Source organism: Hymenobacter yonginensis (genome assembly GCF_027625995.1).
GTDB classification, from domain to species: Bacteria; Bacteroidota; Bacteroidia; order Cytophagales; family Hymenobacteraceae; genus Hymenobacter; species Hymenobacter yonginensis.
Map to the genome: position 1 here is coordinate 1362137 of NZ_CP115396.1, position 14424 is coordinate 1376560.

Genomic DNA, 14424 nt, shown 5'->3' on the forward strand with positions numbered 1-14424 from the left:
TAGCTGACGACTGGTATCATGCCCGGTGGCGGACGGAATACAGGAAGACAATGCCGTAGCCGACCGTGAGCATCAGGTGGAACGGCAATAGTCCCCAGTCGCCCAGATACAGCCCGGCGCCGACTCCGAAAGCGAAGTACAGCGCCAGCAGCCCTTCCGTGAACGTGAGGCCGTCGAGCAGGTCGCCGGTGCGGTAGCGGCGGCCGCGCCAGCCTCCGGCGCGCTTCACCAGCCCCAGCTTGGGCGTGCGGATAAACGCCGACTGCCGGCCCCTGTAGCCCAGCAGCACCGCCCGCGCATTGTGCAGCGTCAGCCCCATCGACACCGATAAAAACAGCAGGAAGTCGGCTACGAAGCGCCAGCGCGGGGCGGTGGGCTTGTCGAGGCGCCAAGCTGTGTAGTAGTAGTACACCAACGGCACAAACGCCAGCAGAAACACCGACGCCACCCGCAGCACCGGCTTCAGCTCCGGCAAATCGGCCCGCACGAAGACCAGCGGCACACTCACCAGCGCCATCACCAGAATAGCCACAAACACCGAGCTGTTGAGCAGGTGAAACGTGGCATGCAGCTTGGTCGATAGCGGCTGCCCGGAACGGAGCACGTTGCGCAGGTGCTTGCGGGCGGTTTCGGCGGCGCCCTTGGTCCAGCGGAACTGCTGCGACTTCAGCGCGTCGAGGGTGGCGGGCAGCTCTGCCGGGGCCACCACGTGGGGCAGGTAGTGGAAGCGCCAGCCGCGCAGCTGGGCCCGGTAGCTGAGGTCCAGGTCTTCGGTGAGCGTGTCGGCGTGCCAGCCGCCGGCATCCTCGATGCAGCTGCGGCGCCACACCCCGCCGGTGCCGTTGAAGTTGATGAAGTGCCCGCCGGCGTTGCGGCCCAGCTGCTCCACGTGAAAGTGCGCGTTCAGCCCGAACGCCTGCAGCTCGGTGAGCAGCGAATACTCCTCGTTGAGGTGGCCCCAGCGCGTCTGCACCACGCCCAAACGCGGCTCCTCCTGAAAGTACGGCACCGTGCGGCGCAGGAAATCGGGCTGCGGCACAAAGTCGGCGTCGAAGATGGCCACCAGCTCGGCTTCGGAATGAGTCAGGCCGTAGGCCAGGGCGCCGGCCTTATAGCCTTGGCGGTCGGGCCGGCGCACCTGCTCGATGTGCAGGCCGCGGGCCTGGTGGTAGGCCACGCGCGCCGCCACCAGGGCTACGGTTTCGTCGGTGGAATCGTCGAGGACCTGGATGTGGAGTTGGGCGGTGGGGTAGTCGAGGGCGGCGCAGGCGTCAATAAGGCGCTCGGCCACAAACACCTCGTTGTAGAGCGGCAGCTGAACCGTCACGCGGGGCCACACGGCCGGCGCGGCCGGCTCCGGCGCCAACCCCTGCCGGTAGGCACGCCGGGCCAGCCGCGTCAGCTGAAACTGCGTGAGGCTGAAGCCCAACACAAACAGCAGACACAGCCCATAAACGACCAGCAGCGTAATTTCGAGGAAAAGCATTTCAAAAGATGACTAAAGAGAACGTCATGCAGAGGCGGAGTCGAAGCATCTCGCTTGCTGAGGTTGAGTTACTAATCCTGAGTAAGCAAGCGAGATGCTTCGGCTGCGCCTCTGCATGACGTTTTTACTTGCACCTCATCACTCCATTACAGATACCGGAAAATGGTCCAGAGGATTTTGTAGCCGGCGCCCAGCGTGCCGCGTACCGTGCCCGATACCTTGCTGGTACCGATGCGGCGGCGGTAGCGCACCGGTACTTCGGTGTTGCGCAGGCGCAGCTTGGCGGCTTTGAGCTGCATTTCCACCGTCCAGCCGTAGGTGGTGTCGGCCATGCCAATACGTTGCAGCGCCTCCCGCCGGATTGCCCGGAACGGGCCCAGGTCGGTGAAGTGGGCCCCGTAGAGGCGGCGCAGTAGGGTAGTGGCCAGCCAGTTGCCGAAAATCTGCTGCGGCATCATGGAGCCGGCTTCCCGCTCGCCCAGCGCCCGCGAGCCAATCACCATATCGGCCTCGCCGCGCAGAATGGGGGCCACCAGCAGCGGCATTTCCTCGGGATAGTCGGAATGGTCGCCGTCCAGAAACACGATGATGTCGGCCTGCTCGGGCAGGGGGCGGGCGAAGGCGTGGGCCATGCCGGCCAGGCAGGCGTGGCCGTAGCCGGGGCGGGTTTCGCGCAGCACCGTGGCGCCGGCCGCGCGGGCCACTTCGCCGGTGCGGTCGGAGGAGTTGTTGTCGACTACAATGACTTCCCGTACCAGACCGGCCGGAATCTCGCGCAGCACCTGCGCAATGGACTGCTCTTCGTTGAAAGCAGGAATAATGACGTCAATCAGCATGGCAGGGGCAGCACATAGCCGCCCGCTTTTGGAGGGCAGAGAAAGTTACAGACTACAAAGATGCAGACTTGGACCCGGTTGCCCCCCACGCCGCCCCGCGGCGGGCGCAACATTCGGCCCGGGCAGCGGGTTTCCAGCTACTTTTACGCGCCGGCTTCCCATCCTATGGGGTGGCATTGGCTTTCTCACACCATCAGCTCGCGCACATTGCGCGCCTCATATATGCTTCAGATAGGCGACCAGGCCCCCGACTTCACCCTCAAAACCACCACCGGCGACTCGTTCCGCCTGAGCGAGCAGCGCGGGCAGCGGGCCATCGTGCTGTACTTCTACCCCAAAGACGATACGCCCGGCTGCACCGCCGAAGCCTGTTCGTTCCGCGACCAGTACCAGGATTTCCAGGACCTCGGGGCCGAAGTGGTGGGCGTCAGCTCCGACTCGGAGGCCTCGCACCAGAAGTTCACCCAGAAGCACCGGCTGCCCTTCCCGCTGCTGGCCGATGCCGGCGGGCAGGTGCGCAAGCTCTACGAGGTGCCCCGCGCCCTGCTGGGTTTGCTGCCCGGCCGCGTCACGTTCGTCATCGACAAGGAAGGCACCATTCGCTACATCTTCAACTCCATGAACCGGGCCACCGACCACGTGGAAACGGCCAAAAAAGTGCTGGCCGAGCTGAATCAGGCTTAATATATTGCATTAAATATATTAGCCATTCTGCTTCGGGACTGGTAATTTTGCCCCTATGGATGCTTTGCCTGACCAGTTGATTCCAGCAAATGATGCGCACCGTCTGCGCACCCTGCACCAGTACCGGATTCTGAACACCACGCCCGAGCCCGTTTTCGATGAGTATGTGGCGCTGGCAGCCCAACTGTTTAACTTGCCCATCTCGCTGATTTCGTTGGTGGATGAGGAGCAGGTGTTTTTCAAGGCTAATACCGGACTGCCCGGGCTGGAGCGGGTAGATCGGGCCGATAGCCTGTGCTCGGCGGCGGTGTTGCAGGATAAGGTGCTGTCGTTTGAGGATTTGTCGGCCAATAGCTGCCGCCTGATTAATCCGTACACGGCGCAGTCGGCCGGGCTGCGGTTCTACGCCGGCGCGGCCCTGCGCATGCCCAACGGCGACAATATCGGGTCGTTGTGCGTGATTGGGCGAGAGCCCCGCGCCATCACGGCCGGCGAAGAAGCCCTGCTCACTACACTGGCCGACCTAGTGAGCCGCACCATTCAGCTGCGGCGCCAGCTCCTGGACCACGGCCTGCCGGAGCGGTGGGAGGCCGCCCAGACCGAGCTGCAGGAGGGCCTGCACGACAACTCGGCGCTAGCCCGCTACCTCACCAGCCGCACCGGCACCGTATCGGCCAGCGAGGCCGACCGGCAGGCAGTAGGGCAGCGGCTGCAAGCGCTGCACCGCCTCCTCGACGGCTACCTCACGGAAATGCCGGCCTAGGGTTCTTCGCTCAGCCCGCAAAAGCAGCTTAACTGCGGTAGTAGCAACCGGCGGCGGCCTATATTTACGGCCTTTAGCTGTTTACTACGATGGGAGCTTTATTGATTGATATGCTGCAGCGGGCCCAGCGCAGCCGCCGCATCGTGTCGGTGCAAACCGGCGGCACGCTGTTTTTGGGCTACGTGCTCAGCATCAACCCCGAGCTGCTGGTGCTGCGCACCATTACGCGGCAGGGCCTGCTCACGGGCGTGCGTACGCTCGGCCTGGAAACGGTGTCGGAAGTGCATTTCGATGACCGGTACGTGCGCCTGATTGAGTTCAAGGAAAACAACCCCGAAGTAGCCTACGGCCAGGCCGCCGCCCCCGACGGCCTCGATACCACCTACCACACCGTGCCCGCGCTGCTCCAGCACGCCCTCGACTCGCACCAGCTGCTGCTGCTTGAAACCCAGAACGACCACGACTACTACGGCTACGTGGTGCGGCTCACGGAAGAGGAGCTGCTGCTGGAGGTGTACACCCAGTACGGCGAGCCCGACGGCCATACCGTGCTCGGCCTCGACGACGTGCGCAGCGTAATCTGGAGCGACGAGGACACGCGCACCATCGAGCTGCTGCTGCGCCAGCGCGACCAGGCCGCCGGCAGCTAGCAGCACAAGAAGCAGAAGCACGATGCCGGTGTTTTCCGAAGTGCGCGCGCCCCGCATCCGGCTGTATAGCTGGGCCGGGCTGAACGGTATAGCGGGCTGCCTGCTGCTGATAGTGGTTTATTTCGGCCACCTGCTTTTGGGGGCATCCGCCGTGGTGTGGCTGGCGTGGCTGCTGGCCGGCAGCCTCTACAGTATCTGGCTGCTGTTTGGCCGGTTCAGCGTTTCTCCCACTGAAGTGCGCCTGGTTACTGGGGGCTGGTTGTGCCCGCACCGCTACCGGGCGCCGCTGGAAGCCGTGCTGGTGAATGGCTGCTGGTTGCTGGATGGCACCGTTCGGAACAACAGCCAGCCAGTTGCAGTGCTGCAGCTGGAAGTGGCGCAGGAATTTGATACCGACGAAGAATACTTGGCCATTACCTACAACGGAGAAGAAATAGACCATTATTTCTCTTTGCGGCAATGGCCCGATATCGTTGCGGCTCTAACGGACATGGCAGCGTTGCGCCATGAAGCATCGGCAGCCCGGCCTGCAGGTTCTGCGTAAGCAGCAGCTCACCTATGCTGCTTTGCTGATGCTGCGTTCCTTTCTTCTGGTGCTGATGTTGCTGCTGGCCCGCGCCGTGGTGGCCCAGCCCGTGCCTGCCGTGCTCGATGCCACCCTCTCCGGTTACGACTACCCGTTTGCGGTGCGTATGCTGCCTTTGAAGCTGGAAGGCCAGCCGCTGCGCATGGCTTACATGGACGTGCCGCCCACTGCCCGCCCCAACGGCCACACGGTAGTGCTGCTGCATGGTAAAAACTTCTTCGGCGCCTACTGGGTGGAAACCATCCGGGCGCTGACGGCCGCCGGCTTCCGGGTGGTGGTGCCCGACCAGCTGGGCTTCGGCAAGTCCGACAAGCCCGACATTCACTATTCCTTTCACCAGCTGGCCCGCAACACCCGGCAGCTACTCGATACGCTGGGCGTGAAAAAGGCCGTGGTGGTGGGGCATAGTATGGGTGGTATGCTGGCCACGCGCTTCGCTTTGCTCTATCCCGAAACCACCGAGAAGCTGGTCCTGGAAAATCCCATCGGGCTGGAAGACTACCGCGTGGGCGTGCCGTTCCAATTCGTCGATCAGGCCGAGGCTACCGAGCGCAAAAGCACCGAAGCCAGCATCCGGAAATACCACGCTACCTACTACCCGCACGGCTACCCCGCCGCCCACGACCAGTGGCTGCTGCCGCTGGCGGCCCAAACCAAAAGCCCGGATTTCGGGCAGGTAGCCCGCGCCAATGCCCTCACCTTCGACATGATCTACCAGCAGCCCGTCTGCTACGAGTTCGGCCAGGTGCGGGTGCCCACGCTGCTCATCATCGGGCAGGATGACCGCACGGTGGTAGGGAAGGGCCTCATCAACAATCCGCAGGTGCTGGCCGCCATGGGCCAGTATCCGGTGCTGGGTAAGCGTGTGACTGCCCAGATCAAATGAGCCAAATTAGTGCCGCTGGCGGGTGTGGGCCATATCCCGCACCTGGAAGCCACCCCGCAGTTTCTGGCGGCGCTGCTGGCCTTTGTGAAGCCGTAGGGCGTTTGCCGCTGACGCCGGCCGGCTACTCCGGGCAGATGTGTGGATTCAACTGTAAGTTGCAGCTGAATCCTGCCTGTTTATGTCCCAGACCTATTTGCGTTGGCTGCTGCCGGCGCTGTTGCTGACTACGGTGCCCGCGCTAGCCCAGCGGACAACTCCAACTCAATCCAGGAAAAAAAGTGCTGCGGCCGGTTGGCCGACCAAGGCTCCGGCAGTAGTAACGGCCAGCCCCCGGGCGCTGGTCGTGAGCGTCGGCGACACCGGGAAAAGTGCCTTCGTCGTGCCGCAGGTGCAGCTGCCCGTGGCGGCCGCGGCCAGCCGCATCAACCAATACCTGGTAGATGCGGCATTGGGCGAAGACCTGGAAATGCTGCCCGAGCCCTTGACGGCCGCCAGTGGCCTCAGGCAAGCGCTGGCCGAGTACGAAACCAACGGCCAGAGTGGGTTTGTGGGCACCAGCTACGAGGTGCTCTACAACGATAACTATCTGCTGTCGGTGGCCCTCACGGCGGAGTACATGGGGGCGTACCCGTCGTCGTCGGTTCGGCACGCCACCTTCGACTTGCGCACGGGCCGCCTGCTGCAGGTGCGCGACCTGCTGGCCGACACGCTGGCGCTGCGCCGGCGCTGGCAGCAGTCCATCAACCGCCGCATTGAGGCCCACCTCGCCGCTTTGCCCGCCAGCTACCCGGAGCTGGATACCGCCATGCTGGCCGATGTGCGGCAGCGCCTGCACTGGAACGAGAGCACCCGCACCGCCACCCTCGAAGCCAACGACCCGCGCTTCTACGACTTCGCCCTTACGCCCTTCGGCCTCACGCTTTACTACGACTTCGGCTTCCCGCACGTCATCCTGGCCCTGCAGCCCGAAACCGACTACCTGTTTCCCTACGCCGACCTCAAAGCCTGGCTGAAGCCAAAAGGGCCGCTGGAGTTCAGGCGCTAGGTTACGGGAGCCCGTAAACGCAGCCTCAAGCCAGTAAGCATAGAAAAAAGCGGCGGCACTTTCTTGTCAGGAAGTGCCGCCGCTTTTCTGTTGTGGCAGTTGATAGTTGGCTTAGCTCAAAATCCGCAGTGAGTCGGCGTGGATGAGCTGGCTGCCCTGGTAGCGGCCTTCGGTGGGGCCGTTTTCGAGGTTGAGCACGCCGCGCGGGCAGGCCGTGGAGCACATGCCGCAGCCCACGCACGAAGCCCGGATGATAGGCTCGCCGCGCTGGGCGTACTGCTTCACGTCGATACCCATTTCGCAGACGTTGGAGCAGTTGCCGCAGGAAATGCACTGCGCGCCGTTGGTGGTGATGCGGAAGCGCGAAAAGTGCTTCTGCAGCAGCCCCAGGTACGCCGCCATTGGGCACCCGAACCGGCACCACACCCGCGCCCCCATCAGCGGGTAGAATCCCACCCCAATCACGCCCGAAAACACCGAGCCAATAGCAAAGCCGTAGGCCTTAGACAGCGGCTCCGTAACGGCTTGTAGGGCCGGCACCGCGCCTGAGGCGCCCAGCCATAGCAGGGCCGTGAGGGCCACAATCAGCACTAGCACGGTGTAGATGATGCGCACTTCCCAGCGCCAAGCGGCGCGGCTTTTGTCGGAGAGGTGGCGGTAGGGGTCGCCAGCGGTTTCGGCCAGCCCGCCGCAGCCGCACACCCACGAGCAGTACCAGCGCTTGCCAAAGAAATACGTGAGAATGGGCGTGCCCACAAACGACATTGCCGCGCCCCAGAACACCATGAACACGCCCAGCGCGGGGCCGCCATCCTTGAGTAGGTAGCTCACCGTGCCTGGAAATAGGTAGTCGTATTTCAGGGGCCAGAAGTAGGAGAAGTAATATTCGGGCCGCTGAAAGGCCAGCAGCAGACCGGGCAGCAGAAACGCAAACCCGAGCTGAAAGAACATCACCGAGGCCGTGCGGATGCGCTGGTAGGGCGAGTGGCGGTACTTCCAGAGCGCCCGGCCGCCCATCAGCAGCACGGCCAGCGTGTAGAAGGTGCCGTACAGAAACCACTGGTCGCTGGGCTTGTGGCGCAGCCACTGGCTGAACGGGTCGAGGGCGTGGATGAGCTGATTGAGCGGCCCGAAATTGCCCTGACCGTTGTCGTTGCTGAACCAGTAGAGCACCACGTAAAAACCCGTCAGGACTACGGCCGTGAGCCAGGCCACGGCGCCGCGGCTGCTGCTGGCCCGCAGCCAGAGGTTGTCCTGGAGCACGCCGGCCGGCTGGCGCCCAAACGTGTACCAGGCCCAGCCCAGCGTGCCCGCGCTCAGCAGCAGCACGCCGGCCCAAAAGCTGAGGCGCGCCCGGCCCGCATCGGCATCGAAAGCCACGGTGAGCAGCGCCAGCAGTCCCAGGCCAACCACTGTGAGCAGGGTTTTCTCGGTGGCCGTGGTGTCGGGTACCGGTGGGCGGGGCAGGGTCAGGTTAGCGTCAAAAGCCATGGCAGACAGCGGAAAACAAACAGGAAATGAGAGCTGGAAACAGGCCGCTCTTAGTGGTGATGGTGGTGGTCTTCGTTAGGTTTGCCGAACAGGTTCAGCAGCGAGCCTACCACGTACAGCGCCGCCCAGCACACGTACAGCCAGTTGTAGCCGGGCAGCGAGTGGTGCGCGAAGAAGTGCAGAATCAGGTGCGCGCCGCCGCTCATAATCAGGCCCGTAACGGCAATGAACTGGAAGCTGTTGAGGGCGCTGGGACGGTAGAGCTTGGAGAAATCCACAGGAAAAGAGTAGCTGAGTGGTTGAGTAACGGAGTAAGGTGAGCACGTCATGCAGAGGCGCGGCCGAAGCATCTCGCTCGTGTAGTAATCAGTAGCACCACAACTTCAGCACGCGAGATGCTTCGGCTGCGGCTCTGCATGACGTTTTTAGTTACTCTTTGAAAGAAGCTGTTGATTGAACGTACGCAGGATGGCGGGCTCGTGGCGGCGGAAAAATTCGGGGTCGAAGTTGGCGCGGCGCAGCTGGGCCAGCACTTCCTGCACCGGCGTACCGGCCCGCAGCCAGCTTTCCCATACGTCGTGGCGCTGCCGGATGCCCAGGGCATTGACGCCCGTTACGGCGTTTCCTTGGCCGGGCCGGTAGTTGATGCGCAGCGCGTGGCGGCCGTTGGGGTGCTGCCAGTAGCAGGTTTGCTCCCCGGCCGTAGCCTCCGCCGGCACCCGGCCGTAGGTCTGGTATTCGAGCTGAAAGAACTTGGCTGAGTTGAACCAGGGCCCGCGCTGGTAGGGCGTCGGCTGCCCGCAGATGGTGTAGGCCACGGTTTCGCCCTGCATACGGCCGGTGTACCAGAGCTGCTCGATGGGCACCTCGTCGGCGCCGGGCTGGCGGTGCTGGGCACAGTCGCCGGCGGCGTACACGTCGGGCAGGCTGGTTTGCAGGTGTGCGTCCACCAGAATGCCGCGGTCGGTTTCCAGGGTGGGGCAGGTGCGGGCCAAGGCCAGGTTGGGGGCCACGCCGGTAGCCAGGCCCACCCACTGGCAGGGCAGCTCGGTGCCCTGGGTGGTGCGCACAGCGCGCACCCGGCCGGTGTCGTCGGGTAGGATTTCGGCCAGCTCGGTGCCATAGTGCACTGTAGTGTGGTGCGCGCGCAGCTGCAGCTCAATCAGGGCGGCTTCTTCGGGGGGCAGCACCGAGCCCCAGTAGCGGCTGTCGCGCACGAGCATGGTCACGGCAATACCGCGGGAGTGCAGCATCTCGGCCAGCTCAATCCCGATCAGGCCGCCGCCCACCACCACGGCCTGCCGGATGCCGTGCGTGTCGCGGTGCATCTGCTCCAGATCGGGCAGCGAGTACAGGCCCTGCACGCCCGGCAGATGCTGGCCGGGCCAGCCCGCCAGCCGGCTCACTGAGCCGGTAGCCAGCAGCAGCTTATCATAGGTGAGGGGCGGGCCGGTGCTCAGGTGTATGGTTTTACGGCCGGCATCGAGGGCGGTGGCGGTGGCGTACACCAGCTCCAGGCGGTTTTCCAGCCAGAACCAGTCTTCGTAAGGCTTGATGTCTTGGGCGCGCATGTGGCCCATGTACACGTACATGAGGGCCGTGCGGGAAAAGTGGTGCGGCGTCTCCTCCGACACCAGCGTGATGCGGGCCTCGGGCGAGAGCCGCCGCACTGTCAGGGCGCAGCTCACGCCCGTAATGCCGTTGCCGATGATAACCAGGTGCATAGCGCGAAGAGGAGGGAGAAATGAAAAAAGCCCGGCGGCAAACATCGTCAATGTCGGGCAAACCCGGCCGAAACCGGCTGAGGCCGACTACTGGGTATACGGGCCAAAGCTGGGCTGCGGATGGGCCCGGGCGGCCGCCCCTGATGCGGTTGACGCCGCCGCGGCCAATACCTGACAGGCTGCTGCCGGATTTTTGGCTGCGGCCGGAACCTGGCCGCAGCACAACTTCGCGGCGCCGGGCGCGTACCTGCATACATAATTCCTCACCCACTACACTTCCCCTAACATGGCACTAGATAGTCTGTTTGGCAGCGGCGACGATGTCAATAAAAACGACCAGGAAAATAAGGACATCACCGACAACAGCAACACGGCTCAGAACGAGCAGCTGGAAAAGGAGAAGGACTTCAAGTCGCTGCTCAGCAATGGTAAGGAAGCCAACGACCCTTCGGCACAGCGCAACACCGGCGCCAACGGATACACCCAGCGCAGCGACCAGAAAAACCAGCTCGACAACCTGCACATTGGCGGTAGCGAAACCGAGCCGCAGGGCGGCAACGACCACCAGAATGCCGGCGAGCAGGCCCAGGGCCCGGGCTTCGAGGCCGAAGGCAGCTACGATATGGGCAACGCCGTCCGGTCGCGCGACCAGGATTTTGGCGAAAAGGAGCCCAGCGGCCCGGCCAAACCGGCCCACGACTAACACCGCTGTCTGCTACGGCAATCAACACAATCCCCGCTTCTTTTGAAGTGGGGATTTTTTTGTGCTGCCACGCAGGCCTGTTTTATTGCCAAAATCAAAAAAGCAAGCTCCCCAGGCCCCGATAGTTGCAATAATTAGGATAAAATGTAACAGTTCCTATATCTTTAGGAACCCGTGGTGAACCCCTTTTTCAACCCCTGTTTTTTCAGGGCTGGCAGTCAGGTTCGCCTCGGTTTGCTCCGATTTTTTTCCAACACTCCAATCCATCCCTATGCCCACTAAATTTACTGTTCCTGAACCTGAAACCGACGACAGCGCGCTACTGAGCGAAGAAGAGGACTATTCCTCCGGTAACGGCCGGCTGGCCCTGATTGTAGGCGCCATTTTGCTGCTGGCCGTCATCGGCTACATGTTTCTGCCGGGCTCCAGCGGCCGCCGCGTGGTTACCACCATCATTCCGTCGGTGATGCTGGGTGAAGCCAGCGTGACAGGCGCCAAGGAAGTGGCGCCCGCCGCTGCCGCCGACGTAACGGCAGCCGAAGAAAAGGCTGCTGCCGATGCCGCCAAGCTGGCCGCTACCGATGCCAAGAAGCCCACGGCCGCCCGCCCGGCCGCCGAGGATGGCTTGGCCGCCCGCACCACAGAGTCGGTGGCGCCAGTAGCTGCGCCGGTAGAGGAAGCCGCGCCGGTGGCTGAGGCCGCCCCGGCCGCCCCGGCTGCTCCCGCCACCGTTACGCTTTCGGGCCGCATTCTGGACGAGGATGGCCGCCCCATGGCCGGCGCTACGGTGCTGCTGAAAGGCTCGCGCAAAGGCACTGGCACCGATGCCAACGGCAACTACACGCTGGAAGTACCCGCCGGCGAAAATGCCCTCGTGTATGGCTACGGCGGCTACCAGGACCAAGAAATCCGCACCCGCGGCTCCCAGCCCGTCAACGTAACCCTGCTGCCTTCAGAAGGCACCAAGCGCCGCCGCAAGTAATCAGTATTTGATATTGAGTATTTGACGATAAGAGTTGAGCGGAGGGCTGGACTGAGTTTCAACATCCACACAACTTTCTCCCTCTAACTACTCACTACCAACTACTACCTGCTCACTGACCGCAACAACAAGAAGGCCTCCCCGGATCTCCGGGGAGGCCTTCTTGTTGAAAGTAGCCGCGGCGGAGCGCCGGGGCCGTTATTGTCCGCCGAAGCGCTTGCCAAACAGGTAGTACACCGGCACGCCCAGCGCTACCAGCAGCAGCCCCAGGCCCGCGTCGCGTGCGGTGGTGGGCGACACCAGCAGGATGATGCAGAAGGCCGAGGCCAGCACCACGTACAGCAGCGGAATCACGGGGTAGCCGAGGGCGCGGTAGGGGCGGGGCGCGTCGGGGCGGGTGCGGCGCAGCACAAAGATGCCGATGATGGTGATGACGTAGAACAGAATCACCGAGAACATCACGTAGTTGAGCAGCTGCCCGTAGGAACCCGACAAACACAGTCCGCAGGCCCAGATGCACTGGGCCCACAGCGCCACGCCGGGCACGCCGGCCTTGTTGAGGCGGGCCATGCCGGGGAAGAACAGGCCGTCTTTGGCCATGGCGTAGTAGGCCCGCGCCCCGCTCAGGATGATGCTGTTGTTGGCCCCGAACGTGCTGATCATGATGAGCACGGCCATGAAGCCGGCGCCCACTTTGCCCAGAATGCTGCCGGCCACGGCTGTGCCCACCCGCTCGTCAGCGGCGTACATGATGCCGCGGCTCATGAGGTCGGAGGCGGCGGCGGCCGGGTCGCCGTGCAGCGGCAGCACCAGCAGATACACCAGGTTGATGAGCAGGTACAGCCCCGTCACGATGCCGGTGCCGATGGCCATGCTGAGCACGATGGTGCGCTCGGGCCGCACGATTTCGTCGCCGGAGAAGCCGATGTTGTTCCAAGCGTCGGAGCTGAACAGGGAGCCGGTCATGGCCAGGCCGATGGCGCCTACCAGGCCCCACGTGGTGAGCGGCGTGCCCTGGCCGGCGGCGTCGTAGCTCACAGCCTCCCACATGTTGTGGAAGTTGAGGCTTACGGCCTGGTCGCTGATGCCCAGGGCCAGCCCGAACAGGATGAGCAACGCCAGCGCCACCAGCTTGGTGCTGCCGAAGATGTTGGAAATCAGCTTGCCGCCGCGCACCCCGCGCGAGTTCACCCAGGTGAGGCCCACCAGCATGACGATGGCCAGCAGCATCACGGTGGAGAACTTCAGCGGGCCCAGTTCAAACAGCACGTTCTGCTCGCTGAACCACGGTACCAGCACGCCCACAAACCGCGCAAACGCCACGGCCACGGCCGCAATTACGCCGGTCTGAATCACGAGAAACAGCGACCAGCCGTAGAGGAAGGCCACCAGCTTGTTGTAGGCCTCGCGCAGGTACACGTACTGCCCGCCCACCTTCGGGAACATGGCCGCCAGCTCGCCGTAGCTCACGGCGCCGGCCAGCGTGATGAAGCCCGTAATCAGCCACACCACCAGCAGCCAGCCCGCCGAGCCAACCTGCCGCGCAATGCCGGCTGAGACAATAAAGATACCGGAGCCAATCATGCTGCCGGTGACAATCATGATGGCGTCGAACAGCGTAATGGCCCGCTGAAAATGGCCTTGTTTCTCAGACATAAAAAAGAGCGAAAACAGGATTTGGGCCGGGAAGATAGAAGTATTCTGAGCATCGAATACCATGCGGGGCCGCGGCAAGGCTAGAAACCGGCCGCCCGGAACCTTTGCGGCTACGGGCGCTGTACTCAGCAGCAGGCGGTGTCCGGCCGGGTAATGTGCGTACTTTTGGTGGGCGCCCGGTGGCCTGCAACCTATGGGCCCCGGCCTGGCTCTTGTTTCTGCTCAGACTTTTTTCTTTTCTCCCTATGCTCCCATCCTTTCTTCGCACCGTTTCTTCCGCCCGATTCCTGGTAGCTGGCAGCCTGCTGCTGTCGTCGGCTGCGCTGCTCACGGCCTGCAACAACTCCGGCATCGACATCGACGCACTGAATGCCCAGGCGCTGCTGCGCCAGAAGCAGGTGCGCGCCGCCGATTCGCTGGCCATCACCAAGTACATTGCCGACAGCAGCTTCACCACGGCCCGCCGCCAGCCTTCGGGCGTCTACATCATCACCAAAAAGCCCGGCACCGGCAACCTGCCCACCGTCGGCCAGCAGGCGTCGGTGGTGTATAAGGGCATCCTGATCAGCAACAACCAGGTGTTCGACAAGTCGCGCGTCGGGGCTGATGGCCAGCCAGTGCCATTCGTGTATGCCTTCGGCACCGGCCAGGTGATTCCGGGCTGGGAGGTGGGCATTGCGCAGATGCGCAAAGGCGAAAAGGCCATTCTGCTGATTCCCTCGGAGCTGGCCTATGGCCCGGCCGGCGCCAACGGCGCCATCCCGCCCGACTCGCCCCTGCGCTTCGACGTGGAGCTGACCAACATCCAATAAGCAGTTGACGCTCGCCAGACGGGGCGGCCACCGGAACTTCCGGCGGCCGCCCCGTTTGGTTTTGGGAGGCCGGATGTATGCGCCGTGTGAACGGGCAAAAACCTCCTGCGAGTCGTTGTA

General features: G+C 63.5%; 15 protein-coding genes. 9 read left to right on the plus strand and 6 right to left on the minus strand.

Features of this window, described 5'->3' with window-relative positions; translation table 11 throughout:
* Window positions 1–16: 16 nt before the first annotated feature.
* Window positions 17–1486 (minus strand): cellulose synthase family protein, encoded by a 1470-nt coding sequence (locus tag O9Z63_RS05865; protein WP_270128382.1) that lies wholly within the window; start codon window positions 1484–1486, stop codon window positions 17–19.
* Window positions 1487–1632: 146 nt separating this feature from the next.
* Complete coding sequence (locus tag O9Z63_RS05870; protein WP_270128383.1) at window positions 1633–2322, minus strand: glycosyltransferase family 2 protein; 690 nt, start codon at window positions 2320–2322, stop codon at window positions 1633–1635.
* A 222-nt stretch (window positions 2323–2544) separates the two neighbouring features.
* On the opposite strand from O9Z63_RS05870, the gene O9Z63_RS05875 reads away from it, so the two are divergent.
* The 6 genes from O9Z63_RS05875 to O9Z63_RS05900 all read left to right on the plus strand — a co-directional run bounded on the left by O9Z63_RS05875 (window position 2545) and on the right by O9Z63_RS05900 (window position 6936).
* Window positions 2545–3006 carry a peroxiredoxin gene (locus O9Z63_RS05875; protein ID WP_270128384.1) on the plus strand — a complete coding sequence of 154 codons (462 nt, stop codon included), beginning with the start codon at window positions 2545–2547 and terminating at the stop codon, window positions 3004–3006.
* Between the two features lie 55 nt (window positions 3007–3061).
* Window positions 3062–3769 (plus strand): GAF domain-containing protein, encoded by a 708-nt coding sequence (locus O9Z63_RS05880; RefSeq protein ID WP_270128385.1) that lies wholly within the window; start codon window positions 3062–3064, stop codon window positions 3767–3769.
* Window positions 3770–3858: 89 nt separating this feature from the next.
* Window positions 3859–4419: a hypothetical protein gene (locus O9Z63_RS05885; RefSeq protein ID WP_270128386.1), complete on the plus strand. Its 561-nt coding sequence runs from the start codon at window positions 3859–3861 to the stop codon at window positions 4417–4419.
* A gap of 22 nt (window positions 4420–4441) precedes the next feature.
* A complete protein-coding gene (locus O9Z63_RS05890) occupies window positions 4442–4963 on the plus strand; it encodes a hypothetical protein (protein ID WP_270128387.1) in 522 nt (173 codons plus the stop codon).
* A complete protein-coding gene (locus O9Z63_RS05895) occupies window positions 4926–5891 on the plus strand; it encodes an alpha/beta hydrolase (protein ID WP_270128388.1) in 966 nt (321 codons plus the stop codon). Before O9Z63_RS05890 ends, O9Z63_RS05895 begins: the two co-directional genes overlap by 38 nt.
* Window positions 5892–6069: 178 nt before the next feature.
* A complete protein-coding gene (locus O9Z63_RS05900) occupies window positions 6070–6936 on the plus strand; it encodes a hypothetical protein (RefSeq protein WP_270128389.1) in 867 nt (288 codons plus the stop codon).
* Between the two features lie 111 nt (window positions 6937–7047).
* On the opposite strand, the gene O9Z63_RS05905 is transcribed toward O9Z63_RS05900, so the two are convergent.
* The 3 genes from O9Z63_RS05905 to O9Z63_RS05915 form a co-directional block, all read right to left on the minus strand.
* Entirely contained in the window at window positions 7048–8427 is a 1380-nt protein-coding gene (locus O9Z63_RS05905) for a 4Fe-4S binding protein (RefSeq protein WP_270128390.1), read from the minus strand.
* A gap of 50 nt (window positions 8428–8477) precedes the next feature.
* Window positions 8478–8705 (minus strand): hypothetical protein, encoded by a 228-nt coding sequence (locus O9Z63_RS05910; protein WP_270128391.1) that lies wholly within the window; start codon window positions 8703–8705, stop codon window positions 8478–8480.
* A 147-nt stretch (window positions 8706–8852) separates the two neighbouring features.
* Window positions 8853–10151, minus strand: coding sequence for an NAD(P)/FAD-dependent oxidoreductase (locus tag O9Z63_RS05915; RefSeq protein ID WP_270128392.1), 1299 nt, complete (start codon window positions 10149–10151; stop codon window positions 8853–8855).
* 286 nt (window positions 10152–10437) lie between these two features.
* Between O9Z63_RS05915 and O9Z63_RS05920 the strand changes: the two genes are divergently transcribed.
* Both O9Z63_RS05920 and O9Z63_RS05925 read left to right on the plus strand, forming a co-directional pair.
* Window positions 10438–10854 carry a hypothetical protein gene (locus O9Z63_RS05920; protein ID WP_270128393.1) on the plus strand — a complete coding sequence of 139 codons (417 nt, stop codon included), beginning with the start codon at window positions 10438–10440 and terminating at the stop codon, window positions 10852–10854.
* A 271-nt stretch (window positions 10855–11125) separates the two neighbouring features.
* The gene (locus O9Z63_RS05925; RefSeq protein WP_270128394.1) at window positions 11126–11836 is read left to right on the plus strand and encodes a carboxypeptidase-like regulatory domain-containing protein; all 711 of its coding nucleotides are present in this window, start codon (window positions 11126–11128) and stop codon (window positions 11834–11836) included.
* Window positions 11837–12034: 198 nt separating this feature from the next.
* Here the strand turns inward: O9Z63_RS05925 and O9Z63_RS05930 are convergent, their stop codons facing one another.
* The gene (locus O9Z63_RS05930) at window positions 12035–13492 is read right to left on the minus strand and encodes an APC family permease (RefSeq protein WP_270128395.1); all 1458 of its coding nucleotides are present in this window, start codon (window positions 13490–13492) and stop codon (window positions 12035–12037) included.
* A 245-nt stretch (window positions 13493–13737) separates the two neighbouring features.
* Between O9Z63_RS05930 and O9Z63_RS05935 the strand changes: the two genes are divergently transcribed.
* The gene (locus O9Z63_RS05935) at window positions 13738–14304 is read left to right on the plus strand and encodes an FKBP-type peptidyl-prolyl cis-trans isomerase (RefSeq protein ID WP_270128396.1); all 567 of its coding nucleotides are present in this window, start codon (window positions 13738–13740) and stop codon (window positions 14302–14304) included.
* The last annotated feature ends 120 nt before the right edge of the window (window positions 14305–14424 follow it).

Coding starts and splice junctions, on each gene's coding strand:
- O9Z63_RS05880 (WP_270128385.1), top strand. CDS start 3,062: ATGGATGCTTTGCCTGACCAGTTGATTCCAGCAAATGATGCGCACCGT.
- O9Z63_RS05915 (WP_270128392.1), bottom strand. CDS start 10,151: ATGCACCTGGTTATCATCGGCAACGGCATTACGGGCGTGAGCTGCGCC.
- O9Z63_RS05895 (WP_270128388.1), top strand. CDS start 4,926: ATGAAGCATCGGCAGCCCGGCCTGCAGGTTCTGCGTAAGCAGCAGCTC.
- O9Z63_RS05905 (WP_270128390.1), bottom strand. CDS start 8,427: ATGGCTTTTGACGCTAACCTGACCCTGCCCCGCCCACCGGTACCCGAC.
- O9Z63_RS05900 (WP_270128389.1), top strand. CDS start 6,070: ATGTCCCAGACCTATTTGCGTTGGCTGCTGCCGGCGCTGTTGCTGACT.
- O9Z63_RS05925 (WP_270128394.1), top strand. CDS start 11,126: ATGCCCACTAAATTTACTGTTCCTGAACCTGAAACCGACGACAGCGCG.
- O9Z63_RS05890 (WP_270128387.1), top strand. CDS start 4,442: ATGCCGGTGTTTTCCGAAGTGCGCGCGCCCCGCATCCGGCTGTATAGC.
- O9Z63_RS05920 (WP_270128393.1), top strand. CDS start 10,438: ATGGCACTAGATAGTCTGTTTGGCAGCGGCGACGATGTCAATAAAAAC.
- O9Z63_RS05875 (WP_270128384.1), top strand. CDS start 2,545: ATGCTTCAGATAGGCGACCAGGCCCCCGACTTCACCCTCAAAACCACC.
- O9Z63_RS05870 (WP_270128383.1), bottom strand. CDS start 2,322: ATGCTGATTGACGTCATTATTCCTGCTTTCAACGAAGAGCAGTCCATT.
- O9Z63_RS05935 (WP_270128396.1), top strand. CDS start 13,738: ATGCTCCCATCCTTTCTTCGCACCGTTTCTTCCGCCCGATTCCTGGTA.
- O9Z63_RS05885 (WP_270128386.1), top strand. CDS start 3,859: ATGGGAGCTTTATTGATTGATATGCTGCAGCGGGCCCAGCGCAGCCGC.
- O9Z63_RS05865 (WP_270128382.1), bottom strand. CDS start 1,486: ATGCTTTTCCTCGAAATTACGCTGCTGGTCGTTTATGGGCTGTGTCTG.
- O9Z63_RS05930 (WP_270128395.1), bottom strand. CDS start 13,492: ATGTCTGAGAAACAAGGCCATTTTCAGCGGGCCATTACGCTGTTCGAC.